General features: G+C 73.9%; 13 protein-coding genes. 4 read left to right on the top strand and 9 right to left on the bottom strand.

The features are described 5' to 3' along the window. Positions 1-62: 62 nt before the first annotated feature. Together ABZ911_RS06490 and ABZ911_RS06485 are read right to left on the bottom strand one after the other, a co-directional pair. Positions 63-1,490: a carboxylesterase family protein gene (locus ABZ911_RS06490; RefSeq protein ID WP_358052571.1), complete on the bottom strand. Its 1,428-nt coding sequence runs from the start codon at positions 1,488-1,490 to the stop codon at positions 63-65. Between the two features lie 39 nt (positions 1,491-1,529). After that, on the bottom strand, positions 1,530-2,261 hold the full coding sequence (locus ABZ911_RS06485) for a DUF3152 domain-containing protein (RefSeq protein WP_358052569.1): 732 nt from the start codon (positions 2,259-2,261) through the stop codon (positions 1,530-1,532). Positions 2,262-2,365: 104 nt separating this feature from the next. On the opposite strand from ABZ911_RS06485, the gene ABZ911_RS06480 reads away from it, so the two are divergent. The 3 genes from ABZ911_RS06480 to ABZ911_RS06470 are packed head-to-tail and all read left to right on the top strand — an operon-like array spanning position 2,366 to position 4,812. Then, positions 2,366-3,580 carry a Tm-1-like ATP-binding domain-containing protein gene (locus tag ABZ911_RS06480; protein ID WP_358052567.1) on the top strand — a complete coding sequence of 405 codons (1,215 nt, stop codon included), beginning with the start codon at positions 2,366-2,368 and terminating at the stop codon, positions 3,578-3,580. Then, positions 3,577-4,398 carry a phosphoenolpyruvate hydrolase family protein gene (locus ABZ911_RS06475; protein ID WP_358052565.1) on the top strand — a complete coding sequence of 274 codons (822 nt, stop codon included), beginning with the start codon at positions 3,577-3,579 and terminating at the stop codon, positions 4,396-4,398. Before ABZ911_RS06480 ends, ABZ911_RS06475 begins: the two co-directional genes overlap by 4 nt. Continuing rightward, complete coding sequence (locus tag ABZ911_RS06470; protein ID WP_358052563.1) at positions 4,399-4,812, top strand: cupin domain-containing protein; 414 nt, start codon at positions 4,399-4,401, stop codon at positions 4,810-4,812. An 11-nt stretch (positions 4,813-4,823) separates the two neighbouring features. Here ABZ911_RS06470 and ABZ911_RS06465 read toward each other — a convergent pair whose 3' ends face one another. Together ABZ911_RS06465 and ABZ911_RS06460 are read right to left on the bottom strand one after the other, a co-directional pair. Then, positions 4,824-5,255, bottom strand: coding sequence for a type II toxin-antitoxin system PemK/MazF family toxin (locus ABZ911_RS06465; protein ID WP_358052561.1), 432 nt, complete (start codon positions 5,253-5,255; stop codon positions 4,824-4,826). A 9-nt stretch (positions 5,256-5,264) separates the two neighbouring features. Beyond that, complete coding sequence (locus ABZ911_RS06460; RefSeq protein ID WP_358052559.1) at positions 5,265-6,197, bottom strand: AraC family transcriptional regulator; 933 nt, start codon at positions 6,195-6,197, stop codon at positions 5,265-5,267. Between the two features lie 83 nt (positions 6,198-6,280). Between ABZ911_RS06460 and ABZ911_RS06455 the strand changes: the two genes are divergently transcribed. After that, positions 6,281-6,646 (top strand): VOC family protein, encoded by a 366-nt coding sequence (locus tag ABZ911_RS06455; protein WP_358052557.1) that lies wholly within the window; start codon positions 6,281-6,283, stop codon positions 6,644-6,646. 21 nt (positions 6,647-6,667) lie between these two features. Here the strand turns inward: ABZ911_RS06455 and ABZ911_RS06450 are convergent, their stop codons facing one another. From ABZ911_RS06450 to gndA, 5 genes are all read right to left on the bottom strand, one after another. Then, entirely contained in the window at positions 6,668-6,847 is a 180-nt protein-coding gene (locus tag ABZ911_RS06450) for a ferredoxin (RefSeq protein WP_358052555.1), read from the bottom strand. Continuing rightward, positions 6,844-7,992 carry a cytochrome P450 gene (locus ABZ911_RS06445; RefSeq protein ID WP_358052553.1) on the bottom strand — a complete coding sequence of 383 codons (1,149 nt, stop codon included), beginning with the start codon at positions 7,990-7,992 and terminating at the stop codon, positions 6,844-6,846. The genes ABZ911_RS06450 and ABZ911_RS06445 overlap by 4 nt, the downstream gene beginning before the upstream one ends. After that, entirely contained in the window at positions 7,973-9,526 is a 1,554-nt protein-coding gene (locus tag ABZ911_RS06440) for an MFS transporter (RefSeq protein WP_358052551.1), read from the bottom strand. The genes ABZ911_RS06445 and ABZ911_RS06440 overlap by 20 nt, the downstream gene beginning before the upstream one ends. 72 nt (positions 9,527-9,598) lie before the next feature. Further along, a complete protein-coding gene (locus tag ABZ911_RS06435; protein ID WP_358052549.1) occupies positions 9,599-12,778 on the bottom strand; it encodes a BTAD domain-containing putative transcriptional regulator in 3,180 nt (1,059 codons plus the stop codon). A gap of 56 nt (positions 12,779-12,834) precedes the next feature. Next, positions 12,835-14,259: an NADP-dependent phosphogluconate dehydrogenase gene (gene gndA, locus ABZ911_RS06430; protein ID WP_358052547.1), complete on the bottom strand. Its 1,425-nt coding sequence runs from the start codon at positions 14,257-14,259 to the stop codon at positions 12,835-12,837. Between the last annotated feature and the right edge of the window lie 14 nt (positions 14,260-14,273).

Here is a 14,273-nt window from a genome sequence, read left to right as displayed (position 1 = left end):
TGATCTAGGCGCCCGGCATGTTCCCGACTTTCGGAGATATATCGCGATAGATTCGTACCCGTTCAGTCGATCACCGGGAAGCCGCGCTCGGACCACAGGGCGCGGGAGAACGCCTCGGGGTCGAGGACGTCGGCGGGCTCGAGGTCGAACAGGTGGGTCGAGGCCTCCACTGGGTCGTAACCCGGCCAGCCGGGGTCGCCGGTGGCGGCGAACCTCGTCCACGCCGTACGGAACTGCCAGGACAGGCCCTCCGCTTCGGGGGCCTCGCCGAAGAGCATCGCGGTCAGCGGCGTGTCCAGGGTGCCGAACGTCAGCGGTACGTCCAGGCCGTGCACCGCGGCGCCGAACGCGGGGCTCGCCCAGGTCAGCTCGTAGGCGTAGGTGGGCCCGGTGTGGGCGTCGGCGAGCAGCGCGCTCGGCATCCGGAACAGCCAGTCCGACATCAGCACCTCGTACAGCTCCGCTTTCGCCGCGCCCGGTCTGGCGGCCCGGTAGACCACGTCCGCGTCCGGCGGGGCCAGCGCCTTGAGCGTGCGCGCCAGGTCCACCGGCTCCGGGTTCATGGCGGCGAACATCCGGAACTCGTCCCGGGTGAAGCCCACGATCAGCGGGATGTCGCTGCCCGCCCCGTCGGCCACCGCGTTCCACGGCGTGTCCGGCAGCACCTCGCCGTCCACCACGGGCGCGAACGGCATCGGGCAGTACGCCATCGGCCCCCACCGCGCCTCGTCGCCCATCTCCTCCTCGGTGAACGCCTCCGACGCCGCCACCAGCTCCTCGGGCGCGGCCGTGTACGGCGAGACGTCGCCGAGCCGCCGCATGAACGCGGCCGACACCGCGCGGGCCATGGCGGGGGTGTAGAACGGCCCCGGCACGCTCTGTGCGATCGCCCGGTGGAACAGGCCGCGAGCCGACGGCGCGGACAGCAGGCAGGCGACCGCTCCCGCCCCGGCCGACTCGCCGAACACCGTCACCTTGCCGGGGTCGCCGCCGAAGGCCGCGATGTTCTCCTGCACCCAGCGCAGCGCGGCGATCTGGTCGAGCAGCCACCGGTTGGCGGGCGCGCCGTCGAACCAGGCAAACCCTTCCACGCTCACGCGGTAGTTGAACGTGACGACGACCACGCCGTCGCCCGCCAGCCGCGCCCCGTCGTAGACGGGATGGTCGGCCGAGCCCGTGCGGTAGGCGCCGCCGTAGATCCACACCATCACCGGCAGCCCCGACCCACCGAGGTCCGGGGTCCACACGTTCACCGTGAGGCAGTCGAGCCCCTCGGCCGGGGACCACTCCGGCGTGCCGGCGATCAGCGTCGCCTGCGGCGGGCGGGGGCCGAACGCGGTGGCCTCGCGGGTGCCCTCCCACGGCTCGGCGGGGACCGGCGCGGCCAGGCGGTGCTCACCGAACGGGCTCCTGGCGTACGGGATCCCCTTGAAGACCGAGATCCCGTCCTGCTCCGAGCCGCGGACCGCTCCTGCCGAGACGCGTACCATGAGCCCTCCACCTTCCGGTCGCCGATCTTCCAGTGTCGGTCAGCCGGGCGCCCCCTTGGTGGAGCGGCTTCCGGCCAGTGGAAACGGCCACGGATTGGGGCGGCAGCCGCCCAGCGTCTTGCTCTGCTGCGCCATGACCGGCGCGGGCTGTCCCCGGCCGGGACAGTAGCCGTGGTGGTGGCCGAGCCCGTGCCCCACCTCGTGGTTGATCACGTAGTCGCGGTAGGCGGCCAGGTCGCCGCGGTACTGCGCCACGCCCTTGGCCCAGCGCACCGCGTTGATCACCGAGCGGGTGCCGTTCCAGCAGGACAGGTCGCCGCCGGTGCGCAGCGGCAGGCACTGGCGGTCGGTCGTCGCCGGGCTGCTCAGCGCGACGCGCAGCCGTACCGGCGGGCGGTCGACCCGCTGGAAGCGGGCCCAGCCGCGCGGATCGTTGAGCGTCCTGTGCACCGCCGCGGCGAAGTCGCCCTTGTCGAACGGCAGGCCGCGCTCCACCTCGACCAGGTAGCGCACCACGGATCCGCGCCCCTTCCTGGGCGCGGCCCGTCCGGGCACGACCGCATAGCCACCCGACGCCGAGTACGGCACGCGCACCTCACCCGCCCTCCGCCGGGAGGTGACCTTCTTCTTCGACGCGACCCGGACCGGCGCCTCCACGGTCGGCGCGGCGCGACCCGCCGAACCGGCAGGCAGGGGTGCGGCGACGGGGGGCGCGCAGCCGGACAGCAGCGAAGCCGCGCAGATAACGGCAGGCCATCGGCACGCGCCCACGTGTGTCTCCCCGAGCGATCGCTTCCAGGGGAGGCGATGATCATACCGAAACGATCGCGGTCTGGTTATGTTGACCGGGAGGGTCTTCGAGGGGAGGGGTGACGGTGGTAGTCGCACTGGTCGGCACACTGGACACCAAGGGCCAGGAGTACGCCTGGCTGCGAGAACGGCTGCGCGAGCTCGGCTGCGAGGTGGTCGTCGTCGACGCGGGGGTCGGCGAGGCGAGCACGCCCGCCGACATCGGCAACGCCCAGGTGGCCGAGGCCGCCGGCGCCGGCATCGAGGCGCTGCGGGCGGCCGGTGACCGGGGGGCCGCGGTCGCGGCGATGGGCGAGGGCGCCGCCGCGGTCCTGGCCGGGCTGCACGCCGGCGGCGGGCTCGACGGGGTGCTCGCCGTGGGCGGCAGCGGCGGGTCGTCCATCGCGGCGCGAGCCGTACGGGATCTGCCCATCGGGCTGCCCAAGGTGATCGTCTCGACGATGGCGTCCGGGGATGTGTCGCCCTATGTCGGGGCCAAGGATGTGACGATCATGTACAGCGTGGTCGACATCGCGGGGGTCAACCGCGTCTCCCGGCTCATCCTGGGCAACGCCGCCGCGGCGGTCGCGGGCATGGCGAGCGCGCGGCGGGCGGCCTCGGAGCAGGCGGCCGGGGATGACCGGCCGCTGGTGGCCGCGTCCATGTTCGGGGTCACCACGCCCGCCGTCGACGCCGCCCGCGCCCGCCTCGACGAGCTCGGCTACGAGGTGCTCGTCTTCCACGCCACCGGCTCGGGCGGCCGGGCCCTGGAAGGGCTCGTCGAGAGCGGCCTGATCGCCGGAGTGCTCGACCTGACCACCACCGAACTGGCCGACGACCTGGTCGGCGGCGTCCTGTCCGCCGGACCGGACCGGCTCACCGCGGCGGGCCGGCGCGGCGTCCCGCAGGTGGTCGCGCCCGGCGCGCTCGACATGGTCAACTTCGGCCCGCGCGAGACCGTCCCCGAACGCTTCGAGCACCGCACCCTGTACGTCCACAACCCCACCGTCACGCTCATGCGCACCACCCCCGAGGAGATGGCCGAACTCGGCCGCAGGGTGGCCGCCAAGCTGAGCCGGGCCACCGGGCCCGCCGTGCTGTTCGTGCCGCTCGGCGGAGTCTCCGCGCTCGACGCGCCCGGCCTGGCCTTCCACGACCCCAAGGCCGACCAGGCGCTGTTCGAGGCGCTCTCCGGCGTGCCCGGCGCCGAGCGGCTCGACCTGCACATCAACGATCCCGCCTTCGGCCGCGCGATGGCCGAACGGCTGCACGAGCTCATCTCCACGGGAGGACCGAAGTGAACCGGCAGGACATACTCCAGCGGCTGCGCCGTACCGTCGCCGAAGGCAGCCCCGTGATCGGCGCGGGCGCCGGGACCGGCCTGTCGGCCAAGTGCGCCGAGGCGGGCGGCGTCGACCTGATCATCATCTACAACTCCGGCCGCTACCGGATGGCCGGGCGCGGCTCGCTGGCCGGGCTGCTGCCGTACGGCGACGCCAACCAGATCGTCGTCGAGATGGCAGCCGAGGTGCTGCCCGTCGTCAGGGACACGCCCGTGCTGGCGGGAGTCTGCGGCACCGACCCCTTCCGGGTCATGCCGCGCTTCCTCGACCAGCTCAAGGACATGGGCTTCGCCGGAGTCCAGAACTTCCCCACCGTCGGCCTGTACGACGGCGTGTTCCGGCAGAACCTCGAAGAGACCGGCATGGGCTTCGACCTCGAGATCGAGATGGTCCGGCTGGCGCACGAACGCGACCTGGTCACCGCCCCCTACGTGTTCGACGAGGACCAGGCGCGCGCGATGGCCGAGGCGGGCGCCGACGTCCTGGTCCCGCACGTCGGCCTGACCACCAAGGGCAGCATCGGCGCGGGCACCGCGCTCAGCCTCGACGAAGCGGTGGCCCGGGTGCAGGCGATGCGCGACGCGGCGGCGGCCGTACGGCCCGACATCCTGGTGCTGTGCCACGGCGGGCCCATCGCCGAGCCGTCCGACGCCGCTTACGTGCTGGCGCGGACCAAGGGGGTCGTGGGGTTCTTCGGCGCCTCGTCGGTCGAGCGGCTGCCGACCGAGCGGGCCATCACCGAGCAGGTCGGCGCGTTCAAGAGGATGGAGATCTAGATGCTGGTGAGTCCTGAACGGGTGGGCACGATGACCTTCGACTGGGGGTCTATCAAGTGGTTCGTCACCCCGTCGTCGGTTCCGGGCGCGGGCAGCACGCTCGGCGAGGTGATCGTCAATCCTGGGCGCGGGCACGCCAGGCACAACCATCCGAACGCCGAGGAGATCATCTACGTGATCTCGGGGGAGGCGGTGCAGATGGTGGACGACGGCGAGCCGTTCCCCATCAAGGAGGGGGACGCGGTGCACATCCCCGCCGGGGCGTACCACTCGACGTTCAACACGACCTGGCGTCCGCTGCGCCTGATCGTCACCTACACGCCCGGGGGAGAGGAGAAGGCGCTGGCGGGCGCGCCCGACTACTGCCTGCACGAGACGGGCGTCATCCCCGAGTGGCGGCAGGCGGGGGCCTGAGCCGGGTCCCGCTAGCCGTCGGCCGCCCAGCCGTGGGTGCGCATGAGCGCCTTGGCCACCCGGGTGAACCGGGCGCGGTCCAGCACCGCGCCCTCGCGCCTGATGTCGTCCTCGCCCAGCGCGAACACCCGGTCGAGGCGGGCGTAGGAGTCGCGCCCGTCCGCGCCCCACGCGCCGATGGCCAGCCATTCGGGGCCGTCGTCGCCCCGGCTGGACAGCATCAGGCCCAGCAGCCTGCGCCCGTGCCTGCCGACGACCAGCAGCGGCCGGTCCTTGCCCCGGCCGGGATCCTCCTCGTACGGCACCCACGCCCAGACGATCTCCCCGGGGTCGGCCAGGCCGTCGAGGTCCGGGGAGTAGGCGAGCGTCGCGGTCTGGTCGACGTTGTAGATCTCCCGGACCGCACCCCGCGCCGGACGCGGGTCATCGTCATGGAAACGCATCCGAGGAGCCTACGGTACGCCCCGGTCTGAGAGGAAGATCGCTGGTCCGGGTGGGATGCGGCGGACGCCCGGTTCGTGCCGTCGTGTGGCGAGCAGGCGGCGCAGGGCCGCAGGAGTGTGGCCGACCTGGGCGTGGATGGTCCTGGTCAGGTGGGCCTGGTCGCTGAAGCCCAGGTCGGCGGCGAGCGCGGCCAGGCTGGGCTCGCCCTGCTCAAGCCGGTCGAGCGCCCTGCCCACGCGCACCCTGGTGCGGTACTGCGTCAGGGAGACGCCCAGCTCGCGGGTGAAGGCCCTGCTGAGCCGGTACGGCGAGACGCCGAGCAGCTCCGCCGTGGTCAGCAGGCCCTCGGCGGCGGGATGCCCCGAGGCGATGAGCTCACCGGCGTCGGCGACGAGCCTCGCCGGAGAAGGGGGAGCGGCGGCGGGGTGGCGGCGGGTCCCGCCGGGGTGGCGGCGCGGATGGGCGCGGGAGGCGGGCGTCGCGGTCCCGGGGCCGCCCGCGGCGGCCTGGGACAGGGTGCGGGAGAGCAGGACGAGAAGCTCTTCGACGACGCCGAAACGCACGTCGCCGCGGGCGGCCGCCAGCAGGACGCGGCGGTGGGCCAGGTCGAGGCGGGCGTCGACGTAGACGGCCGGGCGGAGCGGGACGTCCCCGGCGAGCCGATGCCACAGCTCGGGAGAGAAGCTCAGCGCCGTGCACACGTCGCCCCCGGCCGGGTGGGCGAAGTGCTCCTCCTGGCCGGGGGCGCCCACATAGGCCAGCGCCGGATCGGCGTCGGCCTCGACCCCGTCGGCCAGGCGGCGGAAGCGGCCACGGCGGACCAGCACCAGGCGGTGGTCGGTGCACGACTCGGGCTCCGACCACGACCGGTGCTCGTCGACGCAGGTCACCGCGTCGACCGAGAAGCCGGGACCGGCGGCCACCCGCTGGGCTGTACGCACCTCCCGCACGGTACGCGGCGCCACCGACAGTTCCCGCAAGGATGTTCAAGACGCCGCCGCCCGGCACCGGCAGTCTTGGAGCCATGACGGACAACCATCCCGCACAGCTTCTCGGCGTGGTCATCGACTGCGCCGACCCCGCCGCCCTGGCGGCCTTCTACCAGCAGGCGGTCGGCGGCCAGGTCACCTTCAACGACGGCCAGTACGCCGTCCTGGAGGGCGGGCCGATCGAGCTGCTCTTCCAGCGGGTCGTCGGCTACCGCCCCCCGGCCTGGCCCGGCGACGCCAAGCACGCCCACCTCGACCTCAAGGTCGCCGCCCTGGACACGGCAGCCAAGGCTCTGGTGGAGCTCGGCGCCACCCTGCCCGAGCACCAGCCGGGCGGCGGCGACTGGCTGGTGCTGCAGGACCCGGAGGGTCACCTGTTCTGCATCACGACCGGTCACTGACGCGCCAGGCGGGTCGGCGGTTCACCGGAGGGTGATGGAGCGGGTGGGGCAGCCGGTCACCGCCCGCCGTACCTCCGGGCCGGAGGCGGTCGCGTCGAGCAGCACCACGCGGCCGTCCTCCTCGTCCTGGGTGAACACCTCGGGCGCGGCCAGCACGCACTGCCCCGAGGACGCGCACCGCTCCCGGTCCACGGCGATCACCAGTCCACCTCCAACCGGTGCACCCCGTAGATCGACATGTTGTCCCTGAACGGCACCTCCTCCAGGGGTACGGCAAGGCGCAGCCCCGGGAAGCGGCGCAGCAGCGCTGGATAGGCGATCTCCATCTCCAGCCTGGCCAGGTTCTGCCCCAGGCACGCGTGCGGCCCGAACCCGAACGCCACATGCGGCGTCTTCGGCCGCGTGACGTCGAGCTCGTCGGGCCGCTCGCACAGCGCCGGATCACGGTTGGCGGCGGCCAGCGACGCGGTCAAGAACTCGCCCTCCCGGGCGGCGAGGTCACCGATCGGCAGATCGGCCGATGCCCTGCGGTACATCCCGACGTCGACGACCGACAGGTAGCGCAGCAGCTCGTCCACCGCCGTCCTCGCCGCCTCGGGACTGTCCCGCACCAGCGCGAGCTGGTCGGGCCGCCGTAGGAGCAGCAGCGTGCCAAGGCTGATCATGTTCGCGGTCGTCTCGTGCCCGGCGATGAGCAGCAGCATCGCCACACCGGTCAGCTCCTCGTCGGACAGGCCGCTGCCGAGCAGCTCGTCGAGCAGCCCGTCACCGGGCGCGGCCTGCTTGCGCCCGATGAGCTCCATCAGGTACGCCACGAGCTGCATCGTGGCAGCGTCGACCGCCTCCATCGACCCGTCCAGCCGCAGCAGCTCCTGCCCGGCCCGCTGGAACTCCTCCCGGTCCCCGTACGGCACGCCGAGCAGCTCGCAGATCACCAGCGACGGAATCGGCAGCGCGAACAGCGCCACCAGATCGGCCGGCCTGGGCGCCTCCGCCAGCGCGTCGAGCCGCTCGGCGACGATCGCCTCGATCCTCGGCCTGAGCCGGTTCATCCGCTGCACGGTGAACCGCCCGGTGAGCAGCCGCCGCAACCGGGTGTGTCCGGGCGGATCCATCTGGATGAACATGCCGGGCATCGGCTCGACGGCGTGCAGCCGCTGGTCGTAGTAGCCGCCGTCGATCTGGGAGCTCCAGCGGGTGTCGCCGAGCACCTGGCGGACCAGGTCGTGCCGGGTGACCAGCCACACCTCGTCGCCGGTGGAGATCCGTACCTTGCCGGCGGGCTCGTCGGCCATGCCGTCCGGCGGCGCGAACGGGCAGCTTCGCTCAGTGGGCAGCGCTCTCATGAGCCGTCTCCTTCTCTGGGTCGGGTTCTTCGATGACGGCGGCGACGCCCCGCAGCGTGTACAGGGCGCTCACCGCCACGACGGCCACCAGGCCGCCGCAGGCCAGCGCGGTGATGTTGACCGCGTCGACGTAGGCGCCGGACGCGGCGGCGGTGACCGCGTCGGCCAGGTGCGCGGGCAGCGCGGCGGCGGCGTGCACGGCGGCCCCGATGGAGTCCCTGGCCGCGGCGGCGGCCTCCGGCGGCAGTCCGGCGGGCAGGTCGAGGTTGTTGCGGTACAGGCCGCCGAGGACGCTGCCGATGATCGCGATGCCCAGGGCGGCGCCCAGCTCGTAGGCGGTCTCGGCGATCGCAGAGGCGGCCCCGGCCCGCTCCTTGGGCACGGTGGCGAGGACGGTGTCGGCGGTGACGGTGAATGACAGCCCCGCCCCGACGCCCATCAGGAACAGCGAGCCGAGCACGACGGGATAGCCGTCGCTCGGCGGCAGCAGGGCCAGCGTCACCAGGCTCGCCGCGCACATCCCGAGCCCGGTGGAGATCGCCGCCGCCCTGCCCCACCGGGCGACGAACCGGGCCGCCAGCAGCGCCGCGAGCATGGAGGCCACCATCGCGGGAAGCTGGGCGAGGCCCGCCTGCAGCGGCGTCCAGCCCAGCACGAGCTGCAGGTACAGCGAGAGGAAGAACAGCGTGCCGATCAGCGCGAACACCGCGACCACGTCGCCGCCGACGGCCGCCGAGAACGACCTGTGGCGAAACAGGCGCACGTCGATCAGCGGGTGGGCGAGCCTGGTCTGGCGGCGCAGGAACAGCAGCAGCCCGCCTGCCCCGGCCAGCGCGGCGATCCCCACACCCGGCTGGGCGAGGCCGCCGTGCGCCGCCTCCTTGATGGCGTAGATGACGCCGACCACGCCGGTGACGGAGGTGAGGACGCTGAACGCGTCGAGCGGCCCCGCCGCCGGGTTGCGCGACTCCGGCAGCGTGAACACGGCGGCGACCAGCACCAGCGCCATCACCGGCACGTTGATCAGGAACACCGACCCCCACCAGAACCGGTCCAGCAGCAGCCCGCCGATCACCGGGCCCGCCGCCGCGCTCGCCGTGGTCACCGAGCTCCACAGCCCGATCGCGGTGGTCCGCTCGCGCGGGTCGGTGAAGACGTTGCGGATGATCGACAGCGTGGACGGCATGATGGTCGCCCCCGCCACGCCGAGCAGCGCCCTGGCCGCGATCAGCATTTCGGGCGTCGGCGCGTAGGCGGTCGCCAGCGAGGCCAGGCCGAAGGCGAGCACCCCGATCAGCAGGACCCGCTTCCGGCCGAACCGGTCACCCGCGTTGCCCGCCGTGATGAGCAGCCCGCCCAGCACGAAGGGGTAGATGTCGGCGATCCACAGGATCTGCGTGCTCGTCGGCAGCAGCGCCTCGGTCAGCCGCGGGACGGCCAGGTGCAGGACCGTGCCGTCGATCGCGATCAGCGACACGGCCAGGCAGAGGGTGGCCAGCGCCGTCCAGCGCCGGGCCTTGGTCAGGACTTCCATACCGTCCACGGTGCGCGGCGGCGCGCACGGGGTGCGCACCGCGCGCTGACACCGGCGCACGGCGCGCTGACGTCAGCCCCTCAGCACGTCCCCCACGCGATCGCGGGGGAGCAGCGCGCCCCGCCCGCGGGCCCGCTCGTACGCCTCGGCCCCCAGCACCCGCCTGGCCCCGGCGGCGGTACGCGCCACGTCCGGGCCCTCGTGCCCCTCGGTCCCCTTCAACGCGACGGCCGCGCCCAGCAGGAACGCGGCCCGCTCGGCGTCCCCGCCGAGCAGCGCCACCTCGGCGAGCGCCTCCACCGCGGCCGAGGCCCCCGGCAGGTCCAGCACCTTGACCAGCCGGTCGAAGGCGTCGGTCAGGCAGGCGAGCGCGAGGTCCGTCGCGCCGCAGGCGGCTTCCAGGCGGCCCAGGCCGGTCAGCACCCGCCCGCGCGTCTCGAGCGACCCGAGCCACAGCTCCCGGCAGCCCGCCAGAGCCTGCTCGTACAGCTCCCGCGCCCTCGGCAGGTCCCCTTCGAGCCTGGCGATCTCGGCCAGTTCGTACGTCGCGACCGCCTGCGCCTCGGTCCCCGGCAGGGTCCGCGTCAGCCGTACGGCCCGCTCCAGGTCGGCGCGGCTGCCCGCCAGGTCGCCCGCGCGGGCCCGCTCGGCGCCCTGCCTGGCGAGCAGGATCGCGGTGTCCTCGTCCGCGCCGAGCGGGGCGGTCAGCTCCAGCGCCGCCTCGGTCGTGGCCAGCGCGGTCGCGTGGTCGCCGCGCCAGCCCGCCAGCTCGGCGAGCTGCATCATGGCCTGTCCGGCGCCCCACCTGTCACCGGCCGCGCGGAACCCGGCCACCGTCTCGCGCAGATCCTTCTCGGCGTCGCCGACGTCGCCCGCGCCGAGGCGCAGGTAGCCGAGCAGCAGGCGGGCGAACGACCGCGCCCACGGATCGGACTCCCCTTCCGCGGCGGCGAGCAGCGCCGGCAGCATCGCCCGGTAGTCGGCGTCGACGATCGCCACGTACGGCCTGAGCATGCGCAGCAGCGGGTGGTCCGGCGGCGCCGGCAGCGCGTCCACGAGTTCCTGCGCGCGGATGATCGTGGGGCGCACGTCCTCGCGGGTGCCGCCCGCCGTGGCCAGTTGCAGCGCGCACATCGCATACTCCGCCTCGAGCCCGGCGGGCGGGGTGTCGCCGACCAGGCCGAGCACCTCCTCCGACAGGCTGCCGGCCTCGTGCCGCAGCCCGCGCAGCACCCAGTAGATCCACAGCGAGCCCGCCAGGCGCAGCGCGACGCCCGCCCGCCCGGTGTCGATCGCCCAGCGCAGCGCCGCGCGCAGCTCGTCGTGCTCGGCCGCCAGCTCACCCAGCCGGGCGAGCTGCTCGGTGCCTTTCAGGTACGGCTCGGCCGCCGCGGCCAGGTCGGCGAAGTGCTCGGCGTGCGCCCGCCGTACGGCCTCCTGTTCGCCGGACTCGGCCAGCCGTTCGGCGCAGAAGGCACGTACGGTCTCCAGCATCCTGAAGCGCCCGCCGTCGCTCCGCACGAGCGACTTGTCGGCCAGTGCCGTCAGCAGGTCCAGGGTGGCGCCGCAGACCCGTTCGGCGCTCGGGGCGGTCGCGCCGGAGGCGAACACCGACAGCCTGGCGGCCAGGTCCCGCTCGACCGGGGTGAGCAGGTCCCAGCTCCAGGCCACGACCGCGTGCAGGGTGCGGTGCCGGGGCAGCGCGACGCGGCTGCCCGAGGTGAGCAGCCGGAACCGGTCGTCGAGCCGGGCGGCCAGGTCCTCGGGCGTCATGACGCGCAGGCGGGCGGCGGCCAGTTCGATGGCCAGCGGCAGGCCGTCGAGGGCGCGGCAGATGCGCAGGACCGCGCCGAGGTTGGCGGCGGTCACGGTGAAGTCGGGCCGCGCGGCGGCGGCCCGGTCGGCCAGCAGCCGTACGGCGGGCTGACCGGCGGCCTCGGCCAGCGGCAGGTCCTCGTCGGGCAGGGGCAGCGGCGCGAGCGGCAGCAGCGTCTCACCCGGTACTCCGATCGCCTCGCGGCTGGTGGCCAGCACCCGTACCCGGGGGCAGGCGCCCAGCAGTCGGTCGAGGAACGGCGCCACCGCCTCGACCAGGTGCTCGCAGTTGTCCAGCACCAGCAGCGTGCCGCGGTCGGCGAGGGCGCGGGCCAGCAGCCCGGCCGACCCCTCGGGGGCCGCCCTCGGGAGCGGGAGCGGCGCGCGGACGCCGAGCGCGGTCAGCACCGCCAGCGGCAGGTCGGCGCCGTCGCCGAGCGGGGCCAGCTCCACGAAGCAGACGTCGTCCAGGTCGCGCGCCGCCTCCGCGGCCAGGCTCGTCTTCCCCGACCCGCCGGGCCCGGTCACCGTGACCAGCCGCCCGGCCCGCACCATGCCCGCCAGCCGCTCGATCTCCTCGTCCCTGCCCACGAAACTGGTCAGCCGCGCCCTCGGCCCCTGCGGCCCCGCGGCTGGGACAGGTCCGTGCTGACGCCGGGGCTCGTGTTCCGCGTGCCGGTCGGGACGAGTGGCTGTGCCGTTGCGGCCGGGTGTCGGGGGAGTGCCTCGGAGGATGGCCTGGTGCACCTGCTCGAGTTCACGGGAAGGGCCTGTCCCGAGTGCGCCCGACAGTTCGGCGCGGCCGTCGTGGAAGACCTGCAGGGCCTCTACCCGGCGGCCCGAGTCGGCCAGCGCGCGCATGAGCTGGGCGCGCAGCCGCTCCCTCAGGGGGTGCTTGAGCACCAGCTCGCGTAGCTCGTCCACCAGCGTGTCGGGGTCGACGAGCAGCAGGTCGGCCTCGATCCGGTGCTCGGTCGCGGCCAAGCGCGCCGCGTCCAGCCGTACGGCCTGCGGTTCGGCGAACGGCAGCGCGCGCACGTCCGCCAGGGCCGGGCCGCGCCACAGTCGCAGGGCCTCGCGCAGCGTGGTGGCGGCGGCGCGGGGATCGCCCCCGGTCAGGGCCCGCTGCCCGTCGCCGGCGAGCGCGGCGAAGCGGTGGGCGTCGACGTCGCCGGGGTCGGCGCACAGCCGGTAGCCGGAGGGTGTCAGCCTGACCTCGGCCGATTCGCCGAGGAGTCCGCGCAGCCGCGACACCTGCGACTGCAGGGCGTTGACCGCGCCGGTCGGCGGGGTCTCGCCGTACAGGCCGTCGAGGAGGCGGGTCACGCCGACCGTGCGGCCCGCCTCCAGGAGCAGCATGGCCAGCAGGCCGCGCAGTCTGAGCCCGCCGACGGGCTCGCCCGTCACCTCCGTCGCCCCCAGCACCCCGAACCGCATACCCCGATTGTGTCCGACACGGTCAGGGGCCGGGGTCCGGTTGATTGTGAATCTACTTAGTAAAGGCGCTCGGCCCGGTCGCCTGACCAGTCCGTATGAAAGACCCCTTCGCGATCGACGCGCCGGTAGGTGTGCGCGCCGAAGTAGTCGCGCAGGCCCTGCACCAGCGCCGCGGGCAGGCGGTCGCGGCGCAGGCCGTCGTAGTAGGCCAGCGCGGAGGAGAAGCCCGGCGTCGGCACGCCGATCGACACGGCGGTGGTCACCACCCGGCGCCAGGCGTCCTGCCCGGCCGCCAGCGCGGCGGCGAAGGTGGGGTCGGTCAGTAGCGTCGGCAGCGCCGGGTCGGTGTCGTAGGCCTCCTTGATCCGGTCCAGGAAGCGCGCCCTGATGATGCAGCCGCCCCGCCAGATGGTGGCCATCGCGCCCAGGTCGACGCCCCAGTCGTACTCCTTGGAGGCGGCGGCGATCTGGTCGAACCCCTGGGCGTAGGCGACGATCTTCGAGGCGTACAGCGCCTGCCGGACGTCCTCGACGAGTTCGCGGCCCGCGACCCCGGCGCGCGTCGGTCCCGTCAGGGAACGGGCGGCGGCCCGCTGCTCCGGGTGGCCGGACAGGGCGCGCGCGAACACCGCCTCGGCGATGCCGGTGACCGGTACGCCCAGCTCCAGCGCGCTCTGCACGGTCCAGCGGCCGGTGCCCTTCTGCTCGGCCTGGTCCACCACGACGTCCACGAACGGCTCGCCGGTGGCCTCGTCCACCTGGTCGAGCACCTCGGCGGTGATCTCGATCAGGTACGACTCCAGCTCGCCCTCGTTCCACTCGCGGAAGATCTCCGCCAGCTCGGCCGGGGTCGCGCTGAGCGCCTGGCGCAGCAGGTCGTAGGACTCGGCGATGAGCTGCATGTCGGCGTATTCGATGCCGTTGTGCACCATCTTCACGAAGTGCCCGGCCCCGTCGGGCCCGACGTATGTCGCTGTAGGCACGCCGCCGACCTTGGCGGCGATGTCCTCCAGCAGCGGCCCGAGCGTCTCGTAGGCCTCGCGGGAGCCGCCCGGCATGATGCTGGGGCCGTTGAGCGCGCCCTCCTCGCCGCCGGAGATGCCGGTGCCGACGAAGTGCAGGCCATGCTCGCGCAGTGCGGCCTCCCTGCGCCTGGTGTCCGCGAAGTGCGCGTTCCCGCCATCGATGATCATGTCGCCGGGCTCCATCAGGCCGGCCAGTTCGTCGATCACCGCGTCCGTGCCCGCGCCCGCCTTCACCATGATGATCGCCTTACGCGGTCGCTTCAGCGAGGCGACGAACCCGGCGAGGTCGGCGGAGGGCAGGAACACCCCCTCCTTGCCATGCTCCTTGACCAGGCTGTCCGTGCGCGCGGTGGTGCGGTTGTGCACCGCGACCGCGTAGCCGTGCCGGGCGAAGTTGCGGGCCAGGTTGCGGCCCATCGTCGCCAGGCCGGTCACGCCGATGTCTGCCATGTCCATGAGTGCTCCTCCGG

Source organism: Nonomuraea sp. NPDC046570, from assembly GCF_040645915.1.
Taxonomy (GTDB): Bacteria; Actinomycetota; Actinomycetes; order Streptosporangiales; family Streptosporangiaceae; genus Nonomuraea.
This window is presented reverse-complemented; position numbering and strand designations above follow the sequence as displayed.